24 protein-coding genes are annotated in these 24,810 nt (G+C 67.9%); 5 read left to right on the forward strand and 19 right to left on the reverse strand.

Translation table 11 applies throughout. The features are described 5' to 3' along the window. Positions 1–4 precede the first annotated feature (4 nt). The 5 genes from AC1DVT_RS01145 to AC1DVT_RS01165 are packed head-to-tail and all read right to left on the reverse strand — an operon-like array spanning position 5 to position 5,311. The gene (locus AC1DVT_RS01145; RefSeq protein ID WP_477385800.1) at positions 5–898 is read right to left on the reverse strand and encodes a 1-phosphofructokinase family hexose kinase; all 894 of its coding nucleotides are present in this window, start codon (positions 896–898) and stop codon (positions 5–7) included. Further along, positions 880–1,341 carry a hypothetical protein gene (locus AC1DVT_RS01150; RefSeq protein ID WP_477385802.1) on the reverse strand — a complete coding sequence of 154 codons (462 nt, stop codon included), beginning with the start codon at positions 1,339–1,341 and terminating at the stop codon, positions 880–882. The genes AC1DVT_RS01145 and AC1DVT_RS01150 overlap by 19 nt, the downstream gene beginning before the upstream one ends. Further along, positions 1,342–3,108, reverse strand: coding sequence for an IlvD/Edd family dehydratase (locus AC1DVT_RS01155; RefSeq protein ID WP_477385804.1), 1,767 nt, complete (start codon positions 3,106–3,108; stop codon positions 1,342–1,344). Next, the gene (locus tag AC1DVT_RS01160; RefSeq protein WP_477385806.1) at positions 3,105–4,472 is read right to left on the reverse strand and encodes a family 4 glycosyl hydrolase; all 1,368 of its coding nucleotides are present in this window, start codon (positions 4,470–4,472) and stop codon (positions 3,105–3,107) included. Before AC1DVT_RS01160 ends, AC1DVT_RS01155 begins: the two co-directional genes overlap by 4 nt. 14 nt (positions 4,473–4,486) lie before the next feature. Then, a complete protein-coding gene (locus AC1DVT_RS01165) occupies positions 4,487–5,311 on the reverse strand; it encodes a fumarylacetoacetate hydrolase family protein (protein ID WP_477385808.1) in 825 nt (274 codons plus the stop codon). A gap of 72 nt (positions 5,312–5,383) precedes the next feature. Between AC1DVT_RS01165 and AC1DVT_RS01170 the strand changes: the two genes are divergently transcribed. Further along, entirely contained in the window at positions 5,384–6,070 is a 687-nt protein-coding gene (locus tag AC1DVT_RS01170; protein ID WP_477385810.1) for a hypothetical protein, read from the forward strand. Between the two features lie 127 nt (positions 6,071–6,197). Here the strand turns inward: AC1DVT_RS01170 and AC1DVT_RS01175 are convergent, their stop codons facing one another. Genes AC1DVT_RS01175 through AC1DVT_RS01210 form a run of 8 tightly spaced genes read right to left on the reverse strand, consistent with a single transcriptional unit; the run spans position 6,198 to position 13,057 of the window. Continuing rightward, entirely contained in the window at positions 6,198–6,878 is a 681-nt protein-coding gene (locus tag AC1DVT_RS01175) for a polysaccharide deacetylase family protein (RefSeq protein WP_477385812.1), read from the reverse strand. 1 nt (position 6,879) lies between these two features. Continuing rightward, positions 6,880–7,263 (reverse strand): hypothetical protein, encoded by a 384-nt coding sequence (locus tag AC1DVT_RS01180; protein ID WP_477385814.1) that lies wholly within the window; start codon positions 7,261–7,263, stop codon positions 6,880–6,882. A gap of 18 nt (positions 7,264–7,281) precedes the next feature. After that, positions 7,282–8,124 carry a class II fructose-bisphosphate aldolase gene (locus tag AC1DVT_RS01185; RefSeq protein WP_477385816.1) on the reverse strand — a complete coding sequence of 281 codons (843 nt, stop codon included), beginning with the start codon at positions 8,122–8,124 and terminating at the stop codon, positions 7,282–7,284. Then, positions 8,118–8,897: a DeoR/GlpR family DNA-binding transcription regulator gene (locus AC1DVT_RS01190; protein ID WP_457101898.1), complete on the reverse strand. Its 780-nt coding sequence runs from the start codon at positions 8,895–8,897 to the stop codon at positions 8,118–8,120. The genes AC1DVT_RS01185 and AC1DVT_RS01190 overlap by 7 nt, the downstream gene beginning before the upstream one ends. Further along, positions 8,881–9,888, reverse strand: a complete 1,008-nt coding sequence (locus tag AC1DVT_RS01195) for a D-2-hydroxyacid dehydrogenase (RefSeq protein WP_477385818.1) — start codon at positions 9,886–9,888, stop codon at positions 8,881–8,883. Before AC1DVT_RS01195 ends, AC1DVT_RS01190 begins: the two co-directional genes overlap by 17 nt. After that, positions 9,885–10,796, reverse strand: coding sequence for a carbohydrate ABC transporter permease (locus AC1DVT_RS01200; RefSeq protein ID WP_477385820.1), 912 nt, complete (start codon positions 10,794–10,796; stop codon positions 9,885–9,887). Before AC1DVT_RS01200 ends, AC1DVT_RS01195 begins: the two co-directional genes overlap by 4 nt. Positions 10,797–10,805: 9 nt before the next feature. After that, positions 10,806–11,750, reverse strand: coding sequence for a carbohydrate ABC transporter permease (locus tag AC1DVT_RS01205; protein ID WP_457101895.1), 945 nt, complete (start codon positions 11,748–11,750; stop codon positions 10,806–10,808). After that, positions 11,750–13,057 (reverse strand): ABC transporter substrate-binding protein, encoded by a 1,308-nt coding sequence (locus tag AC1DVT_RS01210; RefSeq protein ID WP_477385822.1) that lies wholly within the window; start codon positions 13,055–13,057, stop codon positions 11,750–11,752. Before AC1DVT_RS01210 ends, AC1DVT_RS01205 begins: the two co-directional genes overlap by 1 nt. Before the next feature lie 182 nt (positions 13,058–13,239). Between AC1DVT_RS01210 and AC1DVT_RS01215 the strand changes: the two genes are divergently transcribed. From AC1DVT_RS01215 to AC1DVT_RS01225, 3 genes are read left to right on the forward strand one after another with little or no spacing between them, the layout of a single operon-like run. Next, entirely contained in the window at positions 13,240–14,145 is a 906-nt protein-coding gene (locus AC1DVT_RS01215) for an SIS domain-containing protein (RefSeq protein ID WP_477385824.1), read from the forward strand. Then, complete coding sequence (locus AC1DVT_RS01220; protein ID WP_477385826.1) at positions 14,145–14,477, forward strand: hypothetical protein; 333 nt, start codon at positions 14,145–14,147, stop codon at positions 14,475–14,477. Before AC1DVT_RS01215 ends, AC1DVT_RS01220 begins: the two co-directional genes overlap by 1 nt. After that, positions 14,453–15,442: a carbohydrate kinase family protein gene (locus AC1DVT_RS01225; protein ID WP_477385828.1), complete on the forward strand. Its 990-nt coding sequence runs from the start codon at positions 14,453–14,455 to the stop codon at positions 15,440–15,442. Before AC1DVT_RS01220 ends, AC1DVT_RS01225 begins: the two co-directional genes overlap by 25 nt. A gap of 37 nt (positions 15,443–15,479) precedes the next feature. Here AC1DVT_RS01225 and AC1DVT_RS01230 read toward each other — a convergent pair whose 3' ends face one another. The 6 genes from AC1DVT_RS01230 to AC1DVT_RS01255 all read right to left on the reverse strand — a co-directional run bounded on the left by AC1DVT_RS01230 (position 15,480) and on the right by AC1DVT_RS01255 (position 24,195). Next, positions 15,480–17,294: an adenylyl cyclase gene (locus AC1DVT_RS01230; RefSeq protein WP_477385830.1), complete on the reverse strand. Its 1,815-nt coding sequence runs from the start codon at positions 17,292–17,294 to the stop codon at positions 15,480–15,482. A 35-nt stretch (positions 17,295–17,329) separates the two neighbouring features. Continuing rightward, the gene (locus AC1DVT_RS01235; protein ID WP_477385832.1) at positions 17,330–18,373 is read right to left on the reverse strand and encodes a family 43 glycosylhydrolase; all 1,044 of its coding nucleotides are present in this window, start codon (positions 18,371–18,373) and stop codon (positions 17,330–17,332) included. Between the two features lie 23 nt (positions 18,374–18,396). Further along, positions 18,397–21,003 (reverse strand): family 78 glycoside hydrolase catalytic domain, encoded by a 2,607-nt coding sequence (locus tag AC1DVT_RS01240; protein WP_477385834.1) that lies wholly within the window; start codon positions 21,001–21,003, stop codon positions 18,397–18,399. A 1-nt stretch (position 21,004) separates the two neighbouring features. Continuing rightward, positions 21,005–21,913: a carbohydrate ABC transporter permease gene (locus AC1DVT_RS01245; RefSeq protein ID WP_477385836.1), complete on the reverse strand. Its 909-nt coding sequence runs from the start codon at positions 21,911–21,913 to the stop codon at positions 21,005–21,007. A gap of 2 nt (positions 21,914–21,915) precedes the next feature. Continuing rightward, positions 21,916–22,800 carry a carbohydrate ABC transporter permease gene (locus AC1DVT_RS01250; RefSeq protein WP_457101886.1) on the reverse strand — a complete coding sequence of 295 codons (885 nt, stop codon included), beginning with the start codon at positions 22,798–22,800 and terminating at the stop codon, positions 21,916–21,918. Positions 22,801–22,878: 78 nt separating this feature from the next. Continuing rightward, positions 22,879–24,195: an ABC transporter substrate-binding protein gene (locus tag AC1DVT_RS01255; protein WP_457101885.1), complete on the reverse strand. Its 1,317-nt coding sequence runs from the start codon at positions 24,193–24,195 to the stop codon at positions 22,879–22,881. 226 nt (positions 24,196–24,421) lie between these two features. Here AC1DVT_RS01255 and AC1DVT_RS01260 point away from each other — a divergent pair. Further along, positions 24,422–24,810, forward strand: a 389-nt coding sequence (locus tag AC1DVT_RS01260) for a LacI family DNA-binding transcriptional regulator (RefSeq protein ID WP_477385838.1), incomplete at its 3' end; no start/stop codon positions are given.

The following is a 24,810-nucleotide window of genomic DNA, read 5'->3' on the forward strand; positions in this document are numbered from 1 at the left end:
TGGTTCATGACGACAGGATGCCCTGACCGGCCACGCGGGCGTTGCGTTCAGCCGCGTCGCGGGCCAGGTCGAGAGCATCGGATGCCGCGACCCCGCGATCGAAGCCGGTCAGCAGTCCGCCGAGGAAGGCGTCGCCGCTCCCCGCCGAGAACCGGCCGAGTGCGCCTGGAGGGGCGATGGCGTGCGCCACCCCGGACAGGAGCGCGGCCCCGCCCCGGACGCCGTCGGTCACGACCGCGTCCGAGCCGTATCGTGCACACAGCGCGGCGGCCGCGCTCGCGGCATCCGGATGTTGGGCACCGAGAAGCTCCTCGGCCTCCGAACGATTCACCTTCACCAGATCGGCTGCCGCGATCATCGCACGCAGCCCGGCCCCGGAGCTGTCCACCGCGATTCGGGCGCCGGCCTGCCGCAGCGTCGAGAGAAGCGCCGCCACCTGGCCGGCCTCGATACCGGCCGGCAAGGACCCGGAGATCGCGACCCAGGACGCCCGCCCGGCGACCGCGGCGACCGCGGCATCCTGGAACCTCTCCCACTCCTCAGGCCGCACAGGCGTCGCCGGCTCGTACAGGTCGGTGCTCGAGGTCGCGGCACCCGACTCGACGATCGCCGAGCTGACCCGAGTGATCCCGGCGAGGGGCACCACGTCAGCGGGCACGTCGTCGGCCGCGAGCAGCTCGGCGATCCATGACCCGGTGTGGCCGCCCAGCGCAACCACCACCCGCACGTCCGCGCCGAGCGCATGGGCCACGCGGGCCACATTCAGCGCCTTCCCTCCGGCGACGCGCGTCACCGCGGTCGGACGCGTGATCTCGCCGCGGCGCAGGCCATCCACCTCGTAGGTGACGTCGAGACTCGGCGAGAGCGCGAGGGCGACGATCACGGGCGGTCGCTCCACGGCCGCACCGCGCCGAGCGTGCGCGGTGCGCCGTCGGCCAGAGTGGCCAGGGCCGTGTCCGACACCTCTTCCGGCGTGTGCCAGCGATGCTCGGTAGGCGAGGTCCAGCCCAGCTGCACAGTGTCGCGCGGAACGATCAGGATGCCGAGTGCGGGGTCTGCCGCTGCGGAGGTCCGCACCAGCACGCAGCGACCGGGGGTGGCCGCCCTGACACATGCCAGTGACGAGTCCGTCACCGCCGGCCCGTAGACGAGTGCGTCGTCCCACCGCTCTGCAGAGAGAGATGCGGCGAGCTCGTCCGCCCGCTGTGCATCCACGGCGATCGTGTCGTGCGCGCCGTGAAGCGATACTGCCACGACGCGTTCGCCTCGATCCCTGAGCACGGCTGCGGCGGGCGCGAGGATGCCCGTCGCCCCGATGACCAGAACGGTCCGCCCCGTCATTCAGAACGCCTGGGGTCCGACGGCGGCACCGCTTCTGCCCTGCAGGAAGTCGAGGTCGCACCCTTCGTCGGCCTGCACCACGTGCTCGACGTACAGGCGGGTCCACCCGCGGTCGCTGCCGGCGACGACCGGCGGGCTCCACGACTCGCGGCGACGATCGAGCTCGGCGTCGTCGACATCCATCGAGATCGATCGGTTCGGCACGTCCAGGGAGACGATGTCGCCCGTGCGCACGAAGGCGAGCGGGCCGCCCGCGGCGGCTTCGGGCACGACGTGCAGCACTACGGTGCCGTAGGAGGTGCCGCTCATGCGGGCATCCGAGATGCGGACCATGTCCATGACCCCCGCCTCGAGGATCTTGCGCGGGAGCGGCATGTTTCCGACCTCCGGCATGCCCGGGTAGCCCTTCGGGCCGACGTTGCGCACGATGAGGATRTCGTCGGGCGTGACGTCGAGATCGGGGTCGTCGGCGTCGGCGAGGTACTGCTGCAGCGAATCCCACACCAGCGCCCGGCCGGTATGGACCATGAGCTGGGGTGTCGCCGCAGACTGCTTGATGACAGCGCCCCGCGGAGCGAGATTGCCGCGGAGCACGGCGATGCCCGATCCCACGGGTTTGACCGGGTTGTCGAGCGGACGGATGACCTCGCGGTTCCAGACCTGGGCGCCGGCGTAGTTCTCGCCGAGCGTGGCGCCGGTGACGGTGAGCGTGTCACGGTGCAGGAGGTCGCCGAGGGTCTCGGCGAGTCCCGCGGTGCCACCGGCATCCTGGAACTCCTCCATCAGGAACCGGCCCGACGGCATCATGTCGGCGAGCACCGGGATGTCGCGCACGAGCGTGTCGAAGTCGTCGAGGGTGAGCTCGACCCCGACGCGGCGCGCGAGCGCGAGCAGATGGATGACGGCGTTCGTCGAGCCGCCGAGCGCGGCGTTGGCGCGTACGCCGTTTTCGAAGGCCTCGCGCGTGAGGATCTTCGAGGGGCGCAGGTCTTCGGCGACCATCTCGACGATGCGCCGGCCGGCGAGGTGCGCGGCGGTCGCCCGTCGCGAGTCGTTCGCGCCGAGCGCGGCCGTGCCCKGGAGCTGCATGCCCATGTACTCCGACACGCAGGCCATCGTCGACGCCGTGCCCATCGTCATGCAGTGGCCCTGACTGCGGGCCATGCACCCCTCGGCCTCGCGCACTTCCTCGGCCGAGATCTGCCCGGCTCGGTAGGCCTCGGTGAACCGCCAGACCGACGTGCCCGACCCGATGTCGGTTCCGCGGTACTTGCCGTTGAGCATCGGACCGCCCGTGATCAGCAGTGTGGGCAGATCGACGGATGCCGCGCCCATCAGGTACGCCGGAGTCGTCTTGTCGCACCCGGCGAGCAGCACGACGCCGTCGAGCGGGTTCATCCGGAGCGTCTCTTCGAGGTCCATCGCCATGAGGTTGCGCAGCAGCATGGCCGTGGGCCGGACCAGTGGCTCGCCGGCGGAAGTGGTGGGGAACTCGAACGGCACGCCGCCGGCCTGCCAGATTCCCCGCTTGACGTGCTCGGCGAGCGCCCGCAGATGAATGTTGCAGCTCGTCAGCTCCGACCAGGAGTTGGCGATGCCGATGACCGGACGACCCTCGAAGGTGTCGTCGGGAAGGCCCTCGCTGCGCAGCCACGAGCGGTGCATGAATCCTGTCTTGCCGGGGTCGCCGAACCAGACCTGGCTGCGCAGGCCATCGCCCCACGGCCGGTCCGTCAGACCGGTCGACCCCATGTTCTCGGCGCTCATGAGAACCTCGGCAGGTGCTGTGCCTGGGCGGCGATCAGATCGTCGGTCAGGGCTGCCGCCTTGTCGGCATCGAACAACGCGCCATCGGCGATCATGGCTTCGATGACGAGGTCCCGATCGCCGTTCAAGGCCCCCTCGACCGCGAGGTCGACGGAGGTGAGCCGGCGCGCGAGGATCGCGGTGAGGGGCTTGCCCAGGTCGGGCACCGCGATGGGGCGGATGCCGCGCGCCGTCGCGACGCCGGGGATCTCCACCGCCGACCAGTCCGGCAGGCCCGGCACGAGGCCGTTGTTGACGACGTTGCAGCTGAACATCTCGCGTGAGTCGAACGTGATGGAGCGGATGATCGCGATGAGCTGCTCCTGCTCACCGCCCGAGCGCTCGAAGATGGACTGGTCGAGCGGTTCCTCGCCGGTCGCCTGACGGCGCATCCCCTGATAGCGGTTCTCGCCCCACTCCAGGATCTCGGGGAGCGAGAAGGCGTCGATGCCGAGCTTCTTGCCGTAGTAGTCCCCCTGCCAGAACCGCTCCGGGAAGAACTCGACGACGTGCCGGTCGCCGGCCGCCGCGAACGCCCCGTAGCGCTCGAACAGCTCCCACGCGAAGGGGTTGTGCCACGCGGTCGGCGTCTCGTAGAAGATGTTGCCGATGTCGGCGGGGTCTGGCGCCTCGGCGAGTTCACGCTGCACGCGCTCGCGGATCAAGGGCCAGGCATCCTTGCCGTCGAGGCGGAAGTCGTAGATGAACGTCAGGTGGTTGATGCCCGCGTACAGCGTCGAGGTGCGCTCGAACGGCGCACCGATGAGCTGCGCGAGCTCGCGCTGGATGTGGTGCATGCCGTGGCAGAGGCCCACCACGTCGAGGCCCGTCTGCTGGTGGATCGCCTGCACATTCGCGGTCATCGGATTGGAGTAGTTGAAGAAGAACGCGTCGGGCGCGAGCTCGGCGATGTCCTGGGCGATCTCGACGAGCACCGGAGTCGTGCGCAGGAGCCGTGAGATGCCGCCCGGCATGATCGAGTCGCCGACCGGCTGATAGATGCCGTGCTTCTGCACGATCTCGTGGTCGAGCTGCCATGCGGGTCGCCCGCCCACGCCGACGCACGTCACGATGAAGTCGGCGCCCGGAAGCACAGCGCGGCGGTCGGTCGAGCGCGTGACGCGGATCGTGCCCCCGGCCCCGCGCGCGGCCACCATCTGCTCGGCAAGATCGGCGGCGATGTTCAGGTTCTCGGTGTCGACGTCGACGAGTCGGATCTCCCAGGCGCCGAGGTCCTCCGCACCGATGAGGTCGGCGAGGAGGCCGCGGGTGAAGACGGCGGAGCCGGCGCCGATGAGGACGAGGACGCGGGTATCAGTGGTCATGTTCCTGCTCCCGATCAGCGGACGGTCACTCGGTTGCGCAGCTCGCCGATGCCCTCGACGCCGCAGACGACTTCGTCGCCATCCTCCAGGTAGCGAGGCGGGGTGCGGAAGGCGCCCGCCCCGGCGGGCGTGCCCGTGAGGATCAGATCGCCGGGCTCGAGCGTCACACCATCGGAGATGAAGGCGAGCAGAGCGGGGATGTCGAAGATGAGCTCGGACGTCGAGTCGTCCTGCAGGGTCTCGCCGTTGACTTCGGTGTAGATCCGGTGACCGGAGGGGTCGCCGAACTCGTCGGCGGTGACCAGCCACGGTCCGAGCGGGGTGAAGGTGTCGAACGACTTGCCGCGCGTCCACTGCACGTCGCCGAACTGGACGTCTCGAGCCGACACGTCGTTCGCGACGGTATACGCGGCGACGTCGTCCAGAGTGGCGGGGGTGGCTCCGCCGCACCGGCGGCCGATGAGCAGCGTGAGCTCCGCCTCGTAGTCGACCTGCTGGGTGAGGTGACCGGGTACGACGATGTCATCGTTCGGGCCGGTGAGCGATGTGGTGTACTTCGCGAAGGTGAGGGGACGCTCCGGCTGCGTGAAGCCGGTCTCGCTGGTGTGATCGGCGTAGTTGAGGCCGACGGCGATGATCTTGCCGGCTCCTGCGACCGGCGTGGCGAGAACCAGGGATGCCTCGTCGAGCGGCTCCCAGGAAGCCGAAGCGCCGGATCCGACGGAGGCGACCGCGGCCAGGGCGTCGTCCGCGTGATCGACGGGGGCGACCCGGACCGAGCCCGCATCCTTCACCACGATGCGAGGGCTGCCGTCGATGACGGCGCGAGCGATTCTCATGATTCTCCTTCGGACCCGGATGCGTTGCGGACAGTCTGTCACAAACGCGCAGAAATGAGCAAGAATAATCAGATGCTTTCACGTGAACCTTTTCTCGTCGGTCCGGACCGCCCCACTGCGGGGGCCGTCAGCCTCACGCAAGGGGTTTACGGCGCCCGCGGAAACCTTGAACTCGTCGCGTGCGACCGCTCCGACGGGCTGTGGGTGTTCTGGTTCAACGCCGACCTCGACACGGATCCGCTCGAGACGCCTGACGTTCCKCCGGGATCATGGAGCGCCGGACTCCCCTTCGCTCGGGGCCATCGCTACCTCGATTCGCTGATCCTGCAATCCACGCTCGGCCCCGACCACCTCGAAGTGCTCGCGCTCGCCGAGGACGGTGTGCTCGAGAGCTGGTACTGGTCCCCGGGTCCCGGTTTTCAAAGACGGAGCACGGATGCCACGGCCGACGTCACGCGCTTCGGCGCGTCGCATCGGGAGGGCACGCTCGGAGTGACCGTCGTGGACGCCGCCGGCGCGATCAGCCACCGCGTCTCGCCGCCGGACGGCTATCCGTCKCGCGCGTGGCTGCCCGCCCAGGACGGTCCCGGTCTGCCCGACGACGCGACCACGGCGGTCGTCGCCGCCGGCGTCGCCCCGGGTGCCCTCGAACCGGGCACGGCCCGCGCCGCGGCATCCCTCCGCAACGGCGGCACGACCGAGCTGACCTGGCGCGACCGCTCCGGCGGCATCATGCACCTCGGCATCCGGCGAATCTGAACCCGCCGGCACGCTTCTCTCTCACGGCGTGCGAAGAAGCGCGCAGCGCCGCCCGCTGGGGGACGGGACGGCGCTGCGCTGGGGTCACAGCGCTCCCCTTGGGGGTGGGGCGGCGCTGCGCTGGGAGTCAGTTCACGCGGTGGATCATCGTGTTGGCGAATTGGTAGCGGTAGCCGGCATCCTTCACCGCGGCGTCGTGGCGGGGGCTCTGGCCGTAAGACGAGCCGTGCAGCCACACGAAGGCGGGCGCGGGCTGACCGGTGACAGCCTCGAGCTGCCGCTTCGACTCGACGACCTCGCGCTCGATGTCGGCGTCCGACAGCACGGTGTCGAATCCCTCGTGGTGCGCCGTGTGCGGATAGATCACGTGTCGCTTCGAGAGGTCGTGGACCTCGTCCCAGTTCATCGCGATGCGCCCGCCCTGAGCGTCCTCCTCGACGAGTGAGATCCAGTGCGCGCGGGCGAAGGCCTCCTGGTGCTCGGGGTCGCAGTCCACGAACGATGTCGCGATGGGGAACCAGCCGGTGAGGCCGAACTCGTCGCAGAGGGGCGCGGCGACCGTCGCGGAGTTGCGGTATCCCTCGTAGAACACCGGGATGAGCCCCGGCTTGTCCTTGTGCCACGAGCCGGTGTCGAAGAGCCGATCGAGATCGTCGAGGGTGACGGGCGCGTAGTCGCGGGCGAATCCGGCGAGCTCCTTGGCGAGTTCGTCCCGCGCGCCGCGAGGGGTCGAGTGGTAGTTGACCACGCGGATGAAGTGCCCGCGGCGCAGCTGCTCGCGCTGGGCGGTGAACGACGGCTGGGTCACGTCAGGCTCCTTCGGCGGCGGATGCCTCGGCACCCGCGGGGTCGGTGATCGGCGCCGCGCCGGGCGCGAAGTGCGTGTACGCCACCACTTGCATCGCGGCGATGACGGCGCCTTCGTCCTCGTCGCGTGCGAACGGCACCAGCGCGGCGGAATAGCGGTCGAACACGTCGGCGTACGCGCCGCCTTCGGCGATCTGCGCCGGATCGGACGCGGCGGGAATCGTCCCCCGCTCGTCGACGAAGCCGAGCACCATCGGGATGCCCTCGCGTTCGAGGCGGCGGTCGTGGCAGGCGCGCATCAGACCGACGATGTCGCCGGCGGCGAGAAGCTGGGCGGCGGTGGCCTCGCCGTCGTGCGACGAGGGCCCGCTGACTGTCGCGGACATGAGTTTCCTTTCGGGAGTTCAGGAGAGGAGGGGTGCAGGCATCGAGATGATGCGCAGCAGGCGCTCGACATCGCCGGCGATCGCCTCGCGAGCAGCCGCGAGGGCTCTGCGCGGATCGGGACCGGGGCCGAGCCCCGAGATGAGCGCCCCGGTGTAGGCGGCGGAGAGCTGAGTGCCGACGTTGACCTTGCGGATTCCGGCGGCGACCGCCGCGGCAAGACCATCGTCCGAGACGCCGGACGAGCCGTGCAGCACGAGTGGTACGGCAACGGCCGAAGCGATCCGCGAGATGAGGTCGTCATCGGGATGCGCGGTGCGCTCGGTCATGGCGTGTGACGTCCCGACCGCGATGGCGAGCGCGTCGACGCCGGTCGCGGCGACGAACCCGGCCGCCTCCTCCGGATCGGTGCGCACTCCCGGCGCATGCGCGCCGTCCTTGCCGCCGATCTCGCCGAGCTCCGCCTCGACCCAGATGCCGAGCTCATGGCCACGGGCCGTCACCGCGGCGGTCTGCGCGACGTTCTCGTCGTAAGGGAGGAGCGAGGCGTCGAACATCGCCGACCCGAAGCCCAGGCGGGCGGCCTCCTCGATCAGCGAGGCGTCTTCGCAGTGATCCAGGTGCAGGCCGACCGGTACGCCTGCGGACTCGGCCAGGGCGAGGCATCCCGCCGCGAGCGGCGCGAGCGCGCCGTGGAACCGCACCGCATTGTGGCTGACGGACAAGAGCACGGGAAGACCGGCGCGCTCGGCGCCGGCGACGATCCCTTCGGCGTATTCCAGCGTGATGACGTTGAAGGCGGCGAGCGCGGGCAGGCGCGCGCCGTCCCCCGCCTGCAGCAGGCGGGCAGCGGTGGTCAGCATGTCTCGACGCTCACCCCCGCGGCACGGAAGCGCTCGATGATGCCGGCGTCTGCGGCATCGTCGGTGAGGAGCGTCGTGATCGCGCTGGTCGGCACGAGCCGGGCAGGCCCGCGCTGCGACAGCTTGCTGTGGTCGGCGAGCAGGATGAGCTCCCGAGCGGAGGAGATGAGCGACCTATCGGTCTGGGTCTCGCTGAGGTTGGTCCCCGTCACGCCGATCTCGGGGTCGATGCCGAAGGCGCCGGTGAAGACCTGGTCGATGCCGAACTCGTCGAGTCCTGCGATCGTGAGGTGACCGAGCAGGCTCATCTCCTGCCGGCGCAGCACGCCCCCCAGCACGATGATCGCGATGTCGCTGTACTGCGAGACCCGGTTCACGACGCTGAGGCTGTTCGTGAGCACCGTCAGTCCGCTCACCGTGCCGAGGAACGGCAGCATCGCCTCGGTCGTGGTCCCGCCGGTGATCAGCACCGTCGAGTTGTCCGATACGTGCCGTGCGGCGGCCTGGCCGATGCGGCGCTTCTCCTCGGCGAAGGCGACTTCGCGCAGCGGCCGCAGCGGCTCGACATCGTCGCTTACGTGCGCCGCTCCGCCGTGCACGCGCTCGATGAGCCCGCGCTCCTGCAGCTCGTTGAGGTCACGTCGCACGGTGGACGTGCTCACGCCGAGCAGGCGCGACATCTCGGCGACCGAGCCGGCACCGTAGGCGCGGATGAAGTTGAGCAGCTCACGCTGGCGCTTCGCGCCGAGCAGGGGTTCAGTAGCCGGAGACACGATCGACCTCATTCAGTACCGGACGCCCTTCGGCGAGCCTGGTCAGGTTCTCGACCACGAGGTCGAGCGTCTGTGCATGATATTGCGGCGCGAGCCCCGCGACGTGGGGCGTGACGAGCGTGTTCGGCTCGGACCACCACGGAGAAGTCGCCGGCAGGGGCTCGTCGTCGAAGACGTCGAGCGCCGCCGCGGCGATGCGGCCGTCGCGCAGCCGCTCGAGCAGGGCCGCCTCATCGAGGATGCCGCCGCGTGCGATGTTCACCACGAGCGCGCCGTGCGGGAGCCGATCCAGCTGCGCTGCGCCCAGCATCCCGCGCGTGAGCTCGGTGAGCGGGACCACCACGACGAGGATGTCGCTCTGCGCGAGCACGTCGTCGAGGCGATCCATCCCGAACAGCTCGGTGGGGTCCTCGTCAGCGCTGCGGCGGCCGGTGTCGAACTTGCCGGATGCCGCGGCATCAGGCACCGTCCGCTTGAGGCCGAGCACCCGCATCCCGAATGCCGACGCGAGCCGCGAGATCTCCCGCCCGATCCGCCCGTAGCCGACGATCCCGACCGTCGCGCCGGCGAGCTGACGGGGGGTGAGGTGCGCGAGCCGGTCGGCGTTCGTCGGCCACTCGCGACCGTCGCGCAGCTGCTGGATCAGCGGCATCCGGTGCGCGAGCTCGAGGATCGTCATCATCGCGTACTCGGCCATCGGCACGGGGGCGATGCCACCGAGGGTCGCGATGGGGATGTCGGTATCCCACAGCGAAGTGCGGCGCACGTGATCGACGCCGGACGTGTCCAGCTGAACGCACCGCAGCGCCGGCACCTGTGCGGCCTCCGGGAACCACTCGCTGGTGTGCAGCAGGTCAACCTCGGCGAGCAGTGCTGGGGAAGGGTGCCCGCCGAGGTCGAGTCGATGGATCCGCAGGTCGGGCACGCGCGCGGCGAGCTGGTCGAACCACTCGTCGGGCAGGTCCAGGGTGCACAGGTACGTCAGGGTCACTTGATCCCGCTCCGGGCGAAGCCCTGCACGAAGTAGCGCTGGAACATGAGGAAAAGGATCACCATGGGCAGGACCGAGATCAGAGCGAGGGCCATGATCGACTCGTATTCCGGGGCCGTCTGGTTCTTGAGGTAGAGCAGACCGATCGGCAGCGTGAACAGCTCGTTGTCCTTCAGGGCGATGAGCGGCCACGCGAAGTCGTTCCAGCTCGACATCAGCGTCAGCAGCGTGAGCACCGCGATCAGCGGCTTGCACAGCGGCAGCACCACCTGCATGAAGGTGCGTATCTGGCCGGCGCCGTCGATGCGTGCGGCCTCCAGGATCTCTTCGGGGATGCCGATGAAGAACTGCCGCGCCAGGAAGATGCCGAAGGCTGCGGCCGCGCCCGGCAGGATCACGCCCCAGTACGTTCCATAGATGCCCAGGCCCGAGACGAGCTTGAACTGGGCCACCATGATCGCCTGGACGGGGATCATCATCGTGGCGAGGGTCAGGAGGAAGATCGTGTTCCGCCCCCGGAACTGCAGCCGCGCGAACGCGTAGCCGGCGAGCAGATTCACGAACACGGTGAGCGCCGTCACGAACAGCCCKATGACCACCGAGTTCTGGAACCACAGGGTCACGTCGAAGCGCCGGAAGATCCTCTCGAAGTTGTCGAACGTGATCTCGCTCGGCCAGAAGCGCAGCTCGGAGGAGAAGACCTCGCCACGCGGCGAGAAGGCCATGACGAGCATCCAGTAGAGCGGGAAGATGACGATGGCGCACACGACGACGGCGATGATCGTCCGGGCGACGATGCCCTTGCGATCGGCCTGCCCGCGGCGCCGGCGTCGCAGCAGGCGCTTGGCCCGTCGCTCGCCGAATTGGTCCACTTCCGCGAGCTGGAGGAGGGTGGTTGTCTGAGTCATGGGGAGCCCCTATTCGACCATGTCGCGGGTTCGGCTGGTCTTCCACTGGATGAAGGTGAAGGCGAGCGTGATGAGGAGGATGACGATGCCGATCGCCGCGCCATAGCCGGGCTCGCGGATCTGGAACCCGTTTCGGTAGGCGTAGGTGACGAGCACGGATGTCGCGTTGCCAGGTCCGCCCCCGGTCATGACGTAGATCAGGTCGAAGACCTGGAACGATGCGATGACGTTCATGATCAGCAGGAAGAAGGAGCTCGGCCCCACCAGCGGCATGGTGACGGAGCGGAATTGCTGCCAGCGGCTGGCGCCGTCGATGCGTGCGGCCTCATACAGCTCGGGCGAGATGCCCTGGAGCCCTGCCAGGTAGATCACCATGTTGAAGCCGATCCTGAGCCAGATAGCGGCGATCATGACCGAGATCATCGCCGCCGTGCCGTTGGACTGCCACGGGATCGGCTCGAGACCGATGGCGACCAGGACCTTGTTGATCAGCCCGTTGCTCTCGTAGAACAAGGCGACGGCGATCATGCCGGATGCCACACCCGAAATGACCATGGGCAGCACGATGATCGTGCGCCAGATCCCCCGCGCCGGCAGCACGGAGTTCACCAGCACCGCGAGGCCGAGGCCGCCGATCATGACGATGGGGACCGTGACGATGGTGAAGAGCACGGTGTTGCCGAGGCTCAGCCAGAAGACCGGGTCGGTCGCCATCCGGATGTAGTTGTCCAGTCCGACCCACCTCGGGTCTCCGAAGCCCCTCGTCTCCTGGAAGGAGAGCGGGACGGCCCACAGGATCGGCAGGAACATGAACAGCGCGAGCAGGATCAGGTTCGGGCCGATGAATGCCCATCCCGTCAGCGAATCCCTACGGCGCGCCGTGCGGCGCGCCGCCCCCGTCCGGGAGGGCGCCGGAGCGCCCTTCCGGACGGAGGCGGTCACGGCAGCGGTCATTACTGAGCCGCTTCCTGAATCGCCTTGGTGAGGTTCGCCAGGGTGTCGGCGGTCGACTGACCGCCGATGAACGCCGCCTCGAGCTGGTCCTGGAGGGCGGTGTTGATCGCCGCCATGGCGGGCGAGGTCAGCTGCTTGACATCGGCGGCCTCGATCGTGACGGCCTGGTCGACGAACACCGGCATAACGTCGGGACGGACATCGAAGCTGATCGCGTCGCCGGCGAGGTCGAGCCGCGTGGGCAGCTCGTTCGTGGCGGCGCAGAACGCCGACATCGCATCGGCCGACACCATGAACTTCAGGAACTCGGCCGCGAGCTCGGGGTTGCTCGTGTCCTTCGTGGCCACCAGCGCGTTGCCGCCGAGATCGGTCGCGCCGCGTTCGTCCCTCGGCATCGGAATGGCCGTCCACTCGAACTCGTTCAGTGCGTCCTGGTCAGGCACGAGGAACGAGCCGGCGAAGGCCATCGCCGCGGTCTGCTCGGTGAAGAGGTTGTCCGCATAGACGGTTCCCTTGGTGGAGCTGGTCGGGGGCACCCACTCGTTCTCGAAGAAGCTCTTCGTGAAGTCCAGAGCCTTCTCGCCCTCGGCGGAATCAATGGTGGGGGTGGTGCCGTCCTCGCCGATGAAGGTGCCGCCGGCCTGGAACAGCCAGCTGAACCAGCGCGGCGCGCCACCCAGCTGCCAGTTGTAGACGAATGGGTACTTGTCCGCCGGAAGGCCCGCGCGCAGCTGCGCAGCGACATCCGCGAACTCATCCCACGTCCAGGCTTCGTCCTGCGTCGTCGGGAACGTGGACGGGTCGACGCCGGCCGCCTCGACCATCGCGGTGTTGACGAGAAGCGCCGACACGTCGGTCTGGTGCGGCACGCCGTAGGGTGCGCCGTCGTACGAGACGCCTTCCCACATCGCGGGGACGAAATCGGCGATCTCGTCGTCGGTGAAGTAGGGGCTGAGGTCGAGCAGCTGGCCCTGGCTGGAGTAGACGCCCAGGTTGCCGTAGTCCACCCGGAAGAGGTCGGGCGCATCGCCGGATGAAAGCTGCGCGTCGATGTTGGAGAACATCTGGTCGTAGGGCACGACGTTCAGCTTGATCTTGGCGCCCTCGTGCTCGCTCTCGAACTGCTTGATCAGCGCCTTGAACTGGATCTCTTCGGCCTCGCTGCCCCACGTGGTGAAAGTGAGGTTCTGCGAACCGGCTTCGTCATCGCCGCCGCCCCCGCCGAAACCGGCACAGCCGGAAAGTGCCAGTGCTCCGGCGGCGAGCACGGCCGCCCCGCTGACAACACGCTTGTTGGTGAATTTCACGCTGCGATCCCTTCGGGTTCGTCTGCGGCGCGACCGCGGTGCTGCGTTGCGCCTCTTGGTTGGGACGAGTATTCACCCAACGACCTCAAATAGTCAAGAACTTCCATAACATGCTCATTTCTGATTGAATGTTGCTCACTCAATCGAGTCCTCGACGCTGAGGACAGCCCAGGAGGAACCGCATGAATGACAGCAACGCCGCCTTGGGCGTCGTCACCGAGCAGGAGCTCACGAGCCAGCCGGAGATCTGGACGCAGGCGCTGGCGCTGCCCGCGGAGCAGCTCGCGCTGCTCCCGCAGCAGGGCGAGAAGGTCATCGTCATCGGCTGCGGCACGTCGTATTACATCGGCGACTCGTACGCGTACCTGCGCAACGACGCCGGCCTCGGCCGCACGCGCGCGGCGATCCCCACAGAGCTGACCTGGATCGACGACGACGAGCACATCGTCGTCATCTCCCGCTCGGGCACGACCGCCGACGTCGTCGAGGTCGTCGAGCGGTACAAGGACACGCACCGGATCACGGCGATCCTCGGCGACCTCGAAACCCCGCTCGGCGAGCTGTGCGACCGCATCGTGCACCTCGGCTTCGCCGATGAGACCTCGGTCGTGCAGACGCGGTTCGCCACCACGGGTCTCACGACTCTTCGTTCCTCGATCGGCCTGGTTCCCGACACGCTGGTCGCCGACGCGCGCACCGCGCTCGAACTCCCACTGCCGGCCGACCCCGCGAAGGTCAAGCAGGTCGTCTTCCTCGGGCATCGCTGGACTGTCGGGCTCTCGCACGAGGCCGCCCTCAAGCTCCGCGAGTCCGCGGGAACGTGGACCGAGGCCTACCCCGTGTGGGAGTACCAGCACGGTCCCATCTCGTGTGCCGGCCCAGATTCGCTCGTCTGGGTGCTCGGCGATGTGCCCGAAGTCGTCGCCGCCGACGTGCGCTCCACCGGTGCGACGGTCTACTCGAACGATCTCGACCCGCAGGCGAACCTCGTGCTCGCGCACCGCCTCGCGCTCGCCCTCGCGCGGGAGGCCGGGCGCAATCCCGATACCCCGCCGTTCCTGAACCGCTCGGTCCTCGTCACCAGCTGATGCCGGTCGTCACCGTCGCCGTCCCCGCGCATCCGGAGGTGGGGCGCCTCCTCATCGATCTCGCCGACACTGTGGCAGCCATACTGGAACTCGGCGACGGCGACGTCATCGCCGTGCACACGCCCAGTGGGGCGAGCGCGAAGAGCGGGACGGATGCCGCGACCGCGGTCTCCGCCTGGCACATCGTGACCGTGCAGGGATCCGACCGCGGGCGCGAGAACATGGCGGCGGCGCTGCGGGCCGCCGAGGCATCCGTCCGGTCGTGGTGCGAGCGCCACGATCTCGATTGCGAAGGGGTATGGACGCAATGGCTGAAGCCGCTCCCGGAGTGACTGGTCGCCTGCTCGTCGTCGGCGAGCTCTGCGTGGACCTCATCGTCGGCCTCACGGACGACGACATCCGCTTCGGTCAGCACGAGCAGCTCGTGCCGTTCACCGCGCTCACGATGGGCAGCTCGTCGGCGATCACGGCGTGCGGTGCGGCCGCGGCGGGAGTGCCCACCACCATGATCGGGGTGGTCGGGCGCGACGAATTCGGCGACTTCATCCTCCGCGAGCTTGCGGCCCGTGGGATCGACGTGTCACGCGTACGGGTCGACCCGTCGCTGCCGACCGGGTCGTCCACACATCTCACACGCCCCGGCGGCGACCGCGCCATCCTCACCGCGATGGGCTCGATCGGCCATACCGCCGCCGCCGACGTTCCGGATTCGTTCGACGACGCCGCGCACCTGCACATCGGCAGCTGGTTCCTGCAGCACGCCCTGTGGGACGACGCCGCCGCCCTGTTCGCCCGCGCCCGCGCGGCCGGGCTCACCACCTCGGTCGACGGCAACTTCGACCCGGAGGAGCAGTGGGATCGGGGAATCCTGAGTCTCATCGCCCACGCCGACGTGTTCTTCGGCAACGAACAGGAGCTGGCGGGGATCACGGGCATCTCAGAGCCGGATGCCGCGGTGGCATCGCTGCTTGACCGCATGCCCGATGGCGCGGTCGTCGTGCACAAGCTCGGAGCCGAGGGCGCGGTCGCCGCCTGGCGGGACGCCGGCACCACCGTGCGTGTCCGGGCCGATGTGCCCGAGATCGAGGGCGATCTCGTCGACACCGTCGGGGCAGGCGACAGCCTCGCCGCGGGGTTCCTCGCCGGTCGGCTGTCGGGGCTGCCGATCGATCGCAGCCTCGCCCTCGGCGTCGCATGCGGCACCGCCTCGACTCGCGGAGCCGGAGGCGTGGGCGCGCAGCCATCTCGCGCGATCGCCGAGGAGATCGCGGGACGCGTCGTTCTGCGCTCGATCTGAGCTCACCGGTCTTGAACGTCGGACTGCGTGCGCAGAGCTAGCCGGAGGCCAGTCGGGTGACCGCGGTCATGCCCGGCACCAGGGAATTCGGTGACGTGGCGTCGACGGACTGCCCGGTCGTGTTGATCACGTGGTCGATGGCGCCGGCGACGATGATCGCCGACGATAGCGCCGTGAACCTCACATGTTCCGCGACGGGTGCTGTGACCGCCGCGGACACGCGAATGTGCGAAGGAGTGGGCTGCGACAGCCCGGCGAAGAAGAGGCCATAGATCGCAAGCCCGGTCCCCTGGTGACTTTTCACTCCCGGGGCCACCACATACGAGGGGTGGCCGCTGCTTTCGCCGTCCATCCACTCCACCTGGGCGGGTACGTCGTAGGGGAACTCGCTCTGGTAGTAGACAGTGGTGCCGAGTTCGCCGTTCCAGACGACCTGGTTCTTCTGGAAATGCTCGACCATGAGTCCGGTCGAGGTGACGTTGCAGCCGTTGACCACCAGTCCGTACTCGGCCAGGTTGCTCGTCCACCCCGCTCCCGCGCCATGGTCAGCGCGCCAGATCCAGCAGTCGTCGAGGATGACGTTGTCGCTGTTGATCTCCAGCGCGACGCGGACCTGTCCATTGGTCCGGCCGCCGACCCGGACGAAGACATCGCTGAGCGAAGTCGGTGCATCGAATTCGAGAAGGCGGGTGTTGCCGCTTTCGCCGATGCGGATCAGGATGTCGGTGTTCGGGCCGGCATCGACGGTGACCGCCGAGATGATGACGCCGTTCACGTCTCCTACGGTGAGGGCGCTGATTCCCGGAGCGGGTACGAGGGTTGCGAATCCCAACCCCAGGATGATCGTGTCGTCGCGATCGACCAGGATCGGCGCCTCGAGGGAATAGAGGCCAGGCGTGAGGATCAGGTTCTTACCCGTCGCGAGCGCCCTGTTGATGTCGGCGGCGGTGTGCTCGGGGTGCGCAATGAAGAAGGCGTCGAGCGGGAGCGCGGTGCCGTCCTGCGGCCCGGTTGACCAGTGCGTACCGGAGGACATGTGCTTCACGTGCGGCACGAACACCTTGTAGGCGTCGTCCTCGTCGATGAACAGGAACGGCGCTTCGCGCGAGGTGGGGGTGTGCGCGAGGGTTGTCGTGCCGTCGCCGACGAAGTTCGACGGCGGAGCGCCCTCCACGCCCGAGAAGACGGTGTTCACACCGACCCCATTCCAGGCGCCGATCCAGCTGTCGCGCGTGTACCACTGCGCTTGAGCGGGACCGAGCGTTGCGTCGCCACTGATCACGGCGCCGTCGATCCGGCTGTTGATCAGCGTCGATCCGAAGGCGTTGCTGGGGACCTTCCCGGTGAGATCGAGGCTTCCCTTGATATGGACGCGCCTGAGCGGCGTAGCCTGCGAGACCGCCCAAGTCACTGTGTGAGGATCCGCGACACCGTGCGGCGACTCGCTGGCCGCGTCCACCCCGACCGGACGCTGGATGGGATTGATCGAGATGTTGCTCAGTGATCGGAAGAAGTTGGTGAGGGTGTCGCCGGGATCCACGTGCAGCGCACCGTTGATCAGAACGTCGTCGGGTGACTGGCCGAGGCCGGCTATCGCCGTGTAGTACCCGACTGTGGCGTTGACGATCCCCTCAGCGTTCGCGGGGTCGTCTTGGCCGCATGCCTCGCCATAGATGCCGGGTCTGAAGAACACCGCGTGCCGACCGTCACCGAACTCGCTCTCATCGGAGATGCTCAGCAGATAGGCATTGATCTCGTCGACGGGGATGTCCGGGGCGAAGATCTTGACGTTGGGTCCGAAGTCCGGGTCCGCGTACGGCGCCGACGTCGCGTGCTGCTGTGGTTCGCGCATCTCATCTGCCTCCGGCCGAAAGAGTGATTCTTGCATCAGTACTCGTCCGGGCTCCATTCGTCCCGCCACTCGATGATCGGCCGATCGCCTTCGAACCGGATCGGCAGCCAGACGTAGTCGGCGGTGGAAGTGTCGACGTGAGCGAACTCTTCCATGGGCTCGTCGCTGTCTTTGCCCGGCGCGAAGTGATCGACGAAGGCCTGGTGCGCGCGGTCCCCGTGCTCGAGATATGTCGGAAGCCATCGATCCGCGATCGCGATGTAGAGATCCTTCTTGCCGGGATGCCGGAACACCGACGAGATCTGCGAGTGGAACGACGTCCGCGACTGATCGGACGGATGCAGGTCTCCGAGCACCTCGAAGGGCCCGTGGTAGGACTTCGCCACGGCGGCTTCGGACGGGTTCGGGTAGTACCCGGTGGTTCCCGAGGTCAGCAGATAGTGCTGCCCCTTGCGCGAGAAATAGGCCGGCGCTTCACGTACGAAGGGTGGCTGCGGCTGCGGGAAGTGGGTCGAGTAGTACCCCGTCACGTCCGTGTAGTCCGAGGTCAGGTCGGCGCAGATCATCTCGGAGTGCACGCGCTCGAAGTAGTAGTAGCCCTTGCCATCGTGCGGGTCGACGACGAGGTCGAAGTCGCCCGCGCTCATGTCGAGCGGCCGCAGCCACGTGCGGACGGTCTCGTAGGGTCCGAGGATGCTGTCGGCAGTGAGCACAGTAGAGCGCTGGATCGAGCCCTTCGTCATGACTTTGATCCAGCACACGTACTTGCGTGTCGACGCATTGTAGACGATGTGCGGTCGATCCATCCCCGCTGACGGATGCAGCGGGGACGAGGCATCCGCTTCGTCCGGCGGGATGATGAGCCCCCGGTCCTCCCAATTGCAGAGGTCCGTCGACGAGTAGCAGCGCACACCCCAGTGCCAGATGCCGCTGCCCGGAGTCGAGAACTCCTTGTTCTCGCCGTACCAGTAGTGCACGCCGTCGACGGTGATCACCGAGCCGCCGTGGGCGTGGATGCGCTCGCCCTTCGTGTCGAGCCATGGGCGGCCGGGAGTGATCGACGTCCTGAGCTGGTTCATGAGTCCTCTGCGGTGAGTGGTGGTCAGGCTTCGACGGGCTCGCGCCGCCAGCCGAAGAACGGTGCGTCAGGGTCGTCGGCGACAGCCCGGAACGAGGTGCGGAACGAATGGCGGCCCGGTCCGACCGCGACCTCCTCGCGGGTCTCGGGGAGAACGACGATCCCGCGGGATGCCGCCGGCACCGTCACCTCGATCGTCAGGGTCTCGCCCTCCCGGCGCCACGAGATGGCAGCCGCTCCCCGCACGCTGTCGAACTGAGCGGACGCATGCTCGAGGCCCCCGCCGGGACGGGGCGCGAAGCGCACGACCTCCCAGCCGGGCGCATCCGACGACAGCCCCGCGACGGAGCGATGCAGGAAGTCGGCGACGGCACCGAGGGCGTAGTGATTGAACGAGGTCATGTCGCCGGGGTTGATCGACCCGTCGGGCAGCATGCTGTCCCACCGCTCCCAGATCGTCGTCGCGCCCATCGTCACCGGGTAGAGCCAGGACGGAAGGCCCTCCTGCAGCAGCAGGTGGTACGCGTAATCCATGCTTCCCGCCAGGACGAGGGCGTCGCAGATGATCGGCGTGCCGACGAAGCCGGTCGAGATGTGGAACCCGCCGTGGCCGACGAGGTCGCGCAGCCGCTCCCCCGCGCGTGTGGCCTGCTCCGGAGAGGCGAACAGGTCGAAGACCAGGGCGACCGCGATCGAGGTCGCCGTGTCGCTCACGACTCGGCCCGACGCGCTGATGAACTCGTCCTGGAAGGCGACAGTTGCTCGCTCGGCGATCCGCTGATAGCGCTCGGCGCCCTCGCTGTCGCCGAGCAGGGTCGCGGTCTCGGCCACGATGCGCGCGGTCTTGACGTGGTACGCCGTAGCGACGAGGGCCTTGTCGGTGTGCGAGTCGCCGGGGCTCTCCGGGGGTGCCGTGGGATCGAGCCAGTCACCGAGCTGGAATCCGGCGTTCCACAGTCCCGTGTGTCCGGTGAGGTCGGCCACGAGGTCGACCCACGCGCGCATGCTCTCGTACTGGTCGACCAGGATCTGCGTGTCGCCGTCGTCGAGGTACATCGTCCACGGCACGATCACCGCGGCATCCCCCCAGGCGGCCGTCGGGAAATTCGGGAATCCGCACTCGACCCACGGCACGAAATTGGGGACGTGCCCCTGATCGCGCTGCTCGTGCGCGAGGTCGCGCAGCCAGCCGGTGAGCGTGCCGTGCGCCGCGAAGAGCCGCAGCGCCGTCGGCGCGAACACCTGGATGTCGCCGGTCCACCCGACCCGCTCGTCGCGCTGCGGGCAGTCGGTCGGCAGGTCCACGAAGTTGTCGCGCATGCTCCACACGACGTTCGAGTGCAGCTGGTTCAGGCCGGCGTGCGAGCTTTCGAACACGCCGGTGCGCCGCATCCGCGTGTGGATCACGACGGCCTCGACGTCGCCGTCGCGCAGCTCCCCCGGCCAGTTCTCGAGCTCGGCGTACTGGAACCCGTGGATCGTGAACCGCGGCGAGTACTCCTCGCCCTCCACCCCGACCGTGACGTACGTATCGACGGACGTCGCGGAACGGAGGGGACGGATGCCGAGCTCGCCGTTCTCGATCACCTCGGCGTGGTGCAGCACGATGGTGTGCCCGGCCGCGGCGCGCGGCCGGATGCGCAGGACCCCCGAGATGTTCTGGCCGAAGTCGAGCCGGATGCGACCGTTCGGACGACGGTCGATCGAGACCGGATGCAGCACCTCGGTCTCTTGCACCGGCAGCGCCGTGGGGGCCTCGATAGCGGCACTGAAGGACTCCCGCGGAAGAGTAGTCGCGGCCGCCCAGCCGGACGCATCGAAGCCCGGAGCCGACCAGCGCTGCGGCAGGAGGCGGGCGTCGTAGGTCTCACCCTCATAGAGACCGACCGCCGTGATCGGCGACTCGCGGAACGTCCAGTCGAGGGGGAYGACGACATGCTCGCCGTCGACTGTCGTGAGCTCGAGCTGCGCGAGCAGCGCGACATCCGTCCCGTAGAGATCCCACAGTCCGCCGTCGAAGCCGATGCGGCCCCGGTACCAGCCGTCGGCGAGCCAGGCGCCGAGCACGTTCTCGCCATCCACGAGAACCGCGGTGAGGTCGTACGTCTGGTGCCTCAGCCGGTGGCTGTAGCTCGTCCAGCCGGGCGCCAGCCGGTCGTCGCCGACGCGACCGCCGTTGACTTCCAGCTCGTAGACGCCGTGCGCCGTCGAGTACAGCCGTGCCTTCGCGATGCGCTCCACGGGAACTCCCGCGTCGAAGCTCGCTCGCAGGAGGAAACCGGGGCGCAGCGTCCCCTGCGGCGCGGAGGTGGATGGCGACGCGAAGTCCACCCGCCAGTCGCCGGCGAGACCTCGTTCGATCGTCGTACCGGTGCTCCAGGCATCCGTCCCCTCGCCGCGCACACGCAGCACCCCGCCTTCGCGCGGGGCGAGAGGAGCGAACGGCCAGGCGACGCGCGACGTGTCGGCCGCGCTGGCGCGCTCCACCCCACCAGCCTCGCGGGTGAACTCGAGCTCATAAGCGTGGGCAGACTCGGTCACGGTGAACGAGATGCGAGGCGCATCCTCGTCGATCCCAACGGTCGTCCCTGCGCGCCTGTTCTCGAGCCAGATCTCTGTGATCTCCGTCACGTCAGCCCTTGACCGATCCGGCCGTGAGGCCCTTCATGACCTGCTGGTTGAGGAACAGGTAGATCAGCAGCGTCCCGAACACACTCACCGCGATCGCCGCAAAGGTCGGACCGTACTGCACCGCGCCATATTCCCCGGTGAAGTTGAGCAGCCCCACCTGGATGGTGCGCAGTTCGCTGCTCGTCGTGAACGTCAACGCGACCAGCAGGTCATTCCAGAGGAAGAAGAACTGCACGAGTCCGACGGTGAACAGAGCGTTGCGCACCAGGGGAACGCCGACCGACCAGAACATGCGGAAGATGTTCGCGCCATCCAGCGTCGCCGCCTCGAAGATCTCGCGCGGCACCGCCCGGAAGAACGTCGCCATCATGAACACCGTCAGTGGCAGACCTGTGGCCACATAGGTGATGATGAGCGGCCAGAACGTGCCGGTGAGGTGCAGCCGGAAGTAGATGGTGAACAGCGGAAGCAGGATCATCTGCGTCGGCACCATGATGCCGATGAGGAAGAGCAGCAGGACCGTCGCCTTGCCCTTCCACATCATCACCTCGAGCGCGAAGCCGGCGGCCACTCCCAGAAGCAGGATGAGCGCAAGGGAGGGGAAGACGACCAGGATGCTGTTGCGCACGTAGGTGCCGAAGTTGCCCGTCGTGAAGACCTCGATGTAGTTGTCGAGCGACCACTTGTCGGGGAGCGCCCAGAACGGGGCGTTGAGGAACTCGTCCTGCGTCTTGAACGAGCCCAGGAACATCCACACCATCGGGTAGATCACGATGATGAGGAGGAGGCTGATGAGGAGCCATCCGGGGATGCGACTGAGCGTCTTGCGCAGCGAGCGGCGTCGTCGCGGTGGGGCTTCGTGGATGTCGGGCAGATCCTTGCCCGTAATGAATGCGGTCGTGGCGGACATGGTCACTCCTTGCTGAGATCGCGACGCGTCGATCGGAAGATGACGATGGTGAACAGCAGGCAGAGGATCGTCAGCATGAGCGCGATCGTGCTGCCATAGCCGTAGTCGCCGTACGCGAATGACGTGCGGAACATGTAGAGCGTGAGCGGTGTGGTGGCGTTGCCGGGCCCTCCCGCAGTGAGGGCGATGACGGTGTCGAACACCTTGAGGGTTCCGTTGATGCTGAAGATGATGCTCGAAAGCAGCACCGGAAGGCTCAGCGGGATGATGATCGTCCGGATGAGCTTCCAGCCAGACGCGCCGTCGATGCGGGCGGACTCGATGAGCTCCTCCGGGATGTCGACGAGTCCCGCGTAGAGCAGGACGGCGTAGAAGCCCATCGAGCGCCAGAGGTCCATCAGGATGACGATCCAGAAGGACGCCGCCGGCATCCCGAACCAGTCGATCGAGTCTCCGCCCAGCAGCATGATGAGTGAGTTGACCGGCCCTGTCGTGGGAGCGGCCTCGAAGAGTCGCTGGAAGAGCAGCGCGATCGCGACGGTGGGCAGGACGACAGGGAAGAACACGATGGTGCGCACGAGCCCCGAGCCCTTCCGAAGCCAGAACACGTAGAGCAGCGAGAGCCCGTAGCCGAGAGCGACCTGGAGGGCGGTGAGGATGACGGCGTACTTGAGGGTGAAGAAGACCGCGTCCCACGCCGCCGGATCCTGGAAGAACTTGACGAAGTTTCCGAATCCGTTGAAGGTGAACCCGACGATCGGGTTGCCGTCCTGCACCGTGTAGTAGAGCGACCACACGATCGGGACGAGCATGACCAGCGAGTAGATGAGCAGCGCAGGGCCGAGCAGGATCAGGATGGCGCGTTTGTCGCCGAGCACCTTTTGCATAACCGGGTGACTCCTATGTCGTGGGTGGCCCCGAGGGGGACGCGGCGAGCAGCTGCGCCCCCCTCGGGCCTGGTTCGATCAGCCTTCGTCGTTGGCCGACTGGACCAGCTGCATGAAGTCGGCGCCGCTGACGGAGCCGTTGGCAAGTGCACCGCCGTTGGTCTGGCTGATGCTCGTTCCCTTCGAGGTGAACAGCGCTTCGAACCACAGCACGCTCGAGGGCGCGTTCTGGATCGTGTCCTGGACGATCTGCGTGGTCGGGGCGAGGTCGGTCGGCGCATCGCTCAGCGTGAAGCCCGAGACGACGCCGGAGTCCGCGAGGACGGTGTCGCCGTAGTTGTTCACGATGCAGTCGATCCACGCCTTGGTGTCGGCGTCGGCGCCCTTCTCCGAGAACATCACCGGGATGCCGACGTTGGCGGGCACCTCGTCGATGCTGCCCGCGCCGCCCTCGACCGCCGGGAATGGTGCGAAGCCGACGTTGTCGGCACCGATCTTGTTCTGCTCCGGGTCGTTGAAGTTCGCGAGAGCCCAGCTGCCCATGTAGAAGAACGCGGCGTTGCCGGTCAGGAACTGGTTCATCGCGGCGTTGTAGTCGACCGATCCGACGGCGTCCCCGAAGTATCCGGCCTTGCCCAGTTCTGCGACGGCGTCGGCCGCCGCGACATACTCGGGATCGGTCAGCGAGGCATCCCCGTCGGCGACCTTCTGCAGCGCGTCAGCGCCGAGGTCGCGGAAGATGTAGTCGCCCACGAGGCGCGTGACGGGCCAGCCGTCCTTGCCCGCCGCCGAGAACGGCTGGATGCCGGCGCTCTTGAGCGTCGCCGCCGCGTCAACCAGGGCGTCCCACGTCTCGGGCACCTCGATGCCGTTGTCCGCGAGGAGCTCCTTGTTGTACCAGAAGCCCTCGATGTTGAACTCGGTGGGCAGGGCGTAGAGATCGCCGCCGCCATAGAGAGCCTTGATCGTCGACTCCGCCGCGGGGAGGATCGCGTCCGACGCGCCCAGCTCGTCCAGGGTCTCGGTGAGGTTGAGCACCTGCCCGGCGTCGATGAAGTCCTGCATGAGGGAGGGCGTGCCTGCCGCCATCTGCATGTCGGACAGTCCGTCCTGGCTCGCGAGCAGCTGGAGCTGCTGGTCCCACTGGGTTCCGGCGATGCTGTCGGCCTTCAGGGGTGCCGCGGCGTTTGCATCGACACAGGCGTCACCGGCGAGAGTCTCGAGCGTTGCGATGATCGTGGTGTTCTCGGTCTGGCCGAGATACGTGAACTCGCCGGTGCCGGCGGCCGACCCCGAGTCGGCGGCACCCGAGCACGCCGTGAGGGCGAGAGCGCCGACACCGACAAGTGCTGCGACCGGGATGAGGCGCCGAACGCGCCCTGCTGCAGTGGTCACTATTCCTCCTTGAATGCGACGCCTCGTTTTGAAGCGCTTCATTTGACATGGTGCCACAGCGATCGGATAGCGTCAAACGCGTGACCAATCCGTTATGAAGCGCTTCAATGTCATCCCTCAGTCGATCGTCCGCCATAATGCTCAGAGAGCGGATTCATCGCTCGGCCCCCGCCCGGAGGACTTCATCGCCGTCGATCCACAAGGAAGCTCACGCTCACAGCCGAGCATGAGCGATGTGGCGCGGCATGCGGGAGTCGCGCTCGGCACCGTGTCGAACACGCTCAACAATCCGGAGAAGGTCTCGGAGCACACCCGCCGCAAGGTGCTCGGCGCGATCGCCGAGCTCGGCTTCGTCCGCAACGACGCCGCGCGATCCCTCGCTGCAGGCAGCAGCACGACCATCGGGCTGGTCCTCGCAGACCTCGGCAACTCCTTCTTCGTCGACATCGCCCGCGGCGTCGAGCAGGCCATGCGCCGCCGCGGTTTCGACGTGCTCATCGCGAACTCCGAGATCGACCGCGACCGTGAAGTGCGCAACCTGGAGCTCTTCGAACGGTCACGGGTCGCCGGCATCCTGCTCGCCCCCCTCGACACTCCTCTCGCGCATTCCGGGGT

The sequence above is a fragment of the Microbacterium sp. P2_F9 genome, assembly GCF_056403635.1.

What these genes read in the sequence shown, in the direction of transcription:
- AC1DVT_RS01150 (WP_477385802.1), bottom strand. Translation starts at nt 1,341, where the DNA reads ATGACGGGGCGGACCGTTCTGGTCATCGGGGCGACGGGCATCCTCGCG.
- AC1DVT_RS01160 (WP_477385806.1), bottom strand. Translation starts at nt 4,472, where the DNA reads ATGACCACTGATACCCGCGTCCTCGTCCTCATCGGCGCCGGCTCCGCC.
- AC1DVT_RS01165 (WP_477385808.1), bottom strand. Translation starts at nt 5,311, where the DNA reads ATGAGAATCGCTCGCGCCGTCATCGACGGCAGCCCTCGCATCGTGGTG.
- AC1DVT_RS01180 (WP_477385814.1), bottom strand. Translation starts at nt 7,263, where the DNA reads ATGTCCGCGACAGTCAGCGGGCCCTCGTCGCACGACGGCGAGGCCACC.
- AC1DVT_RS01185 (WP_477385816.1), bottom strand. Translation starts at nt 8,124, where the DNA reads ATGCTGACCACCGCTGCCCGCCTGCTGCAGGCGGGGGACGGCGCGCGC.
- AC1DVT_RS01205 (WP_457101895.1), bottom strand. Translation starts at nt 11,750, where the DNA reads ATGACCGCTGCCGTGACCGCCTCCGTCCGGAAGGGCGCTCCGGCGCCC.
- AC1DVT_RS01215 (WP_477385824.1), top strand. Translation starts at nt 13,240, where the DNA reads ATGAATGACAGCAACGCCGCCTTGGGCGTCGTCACCGAGCAGGAGCTC.
- AC1DVT_RS01220 (WP_477385826.1), top strand. Translation starts at nt 14,145, where the DNA reads ATGCCGGTCGTCACCGTCGCCGTCCCCGCGCATCCGGAGGTGGGGCGC.
- AC1DVT_RS01225 (WP_477385828.1), top strand. Translation starts at nt 14,453, where the DNA reads ATGGCTGAAGCCGCTCCCGGAGTGACTGGTCGCCTGCTCGTCGTCGGC.
- AC1DVT_RS01230 (WP_477385830.1), bottom strand. Translation starts at nt 17,294, where the DNA reads ATGCGCGAACCACAGCAGCACGCGACGTCGGCGCCGTACGCGGACCCG.
- AC1DVT_RS01235 (WP_477385832.1), bottom strand. Translation starts at nt 18,373, where the DNA reads ATGAACCAGCTCAGGACGTCGATCACTCCCGGCCGCCCATGGCTCGAC.
- AC1DVT_RS01245 (WP_477385836.1), bottom strand. Translation starts at nt 21,913, where the DNA reads ATGTCCGCCACGACCGCATTCATTACGGGCAAGGATCTGCCCGACATC.
- AC1DVT_RS01250 (WP_457101886.1), bottom strand. Translation starts at nt 22,800, where the DNA reads ATGCAAAAGGTGCTCGGCGACAAACGCGCCATCCTGATCCTGCTCGGC.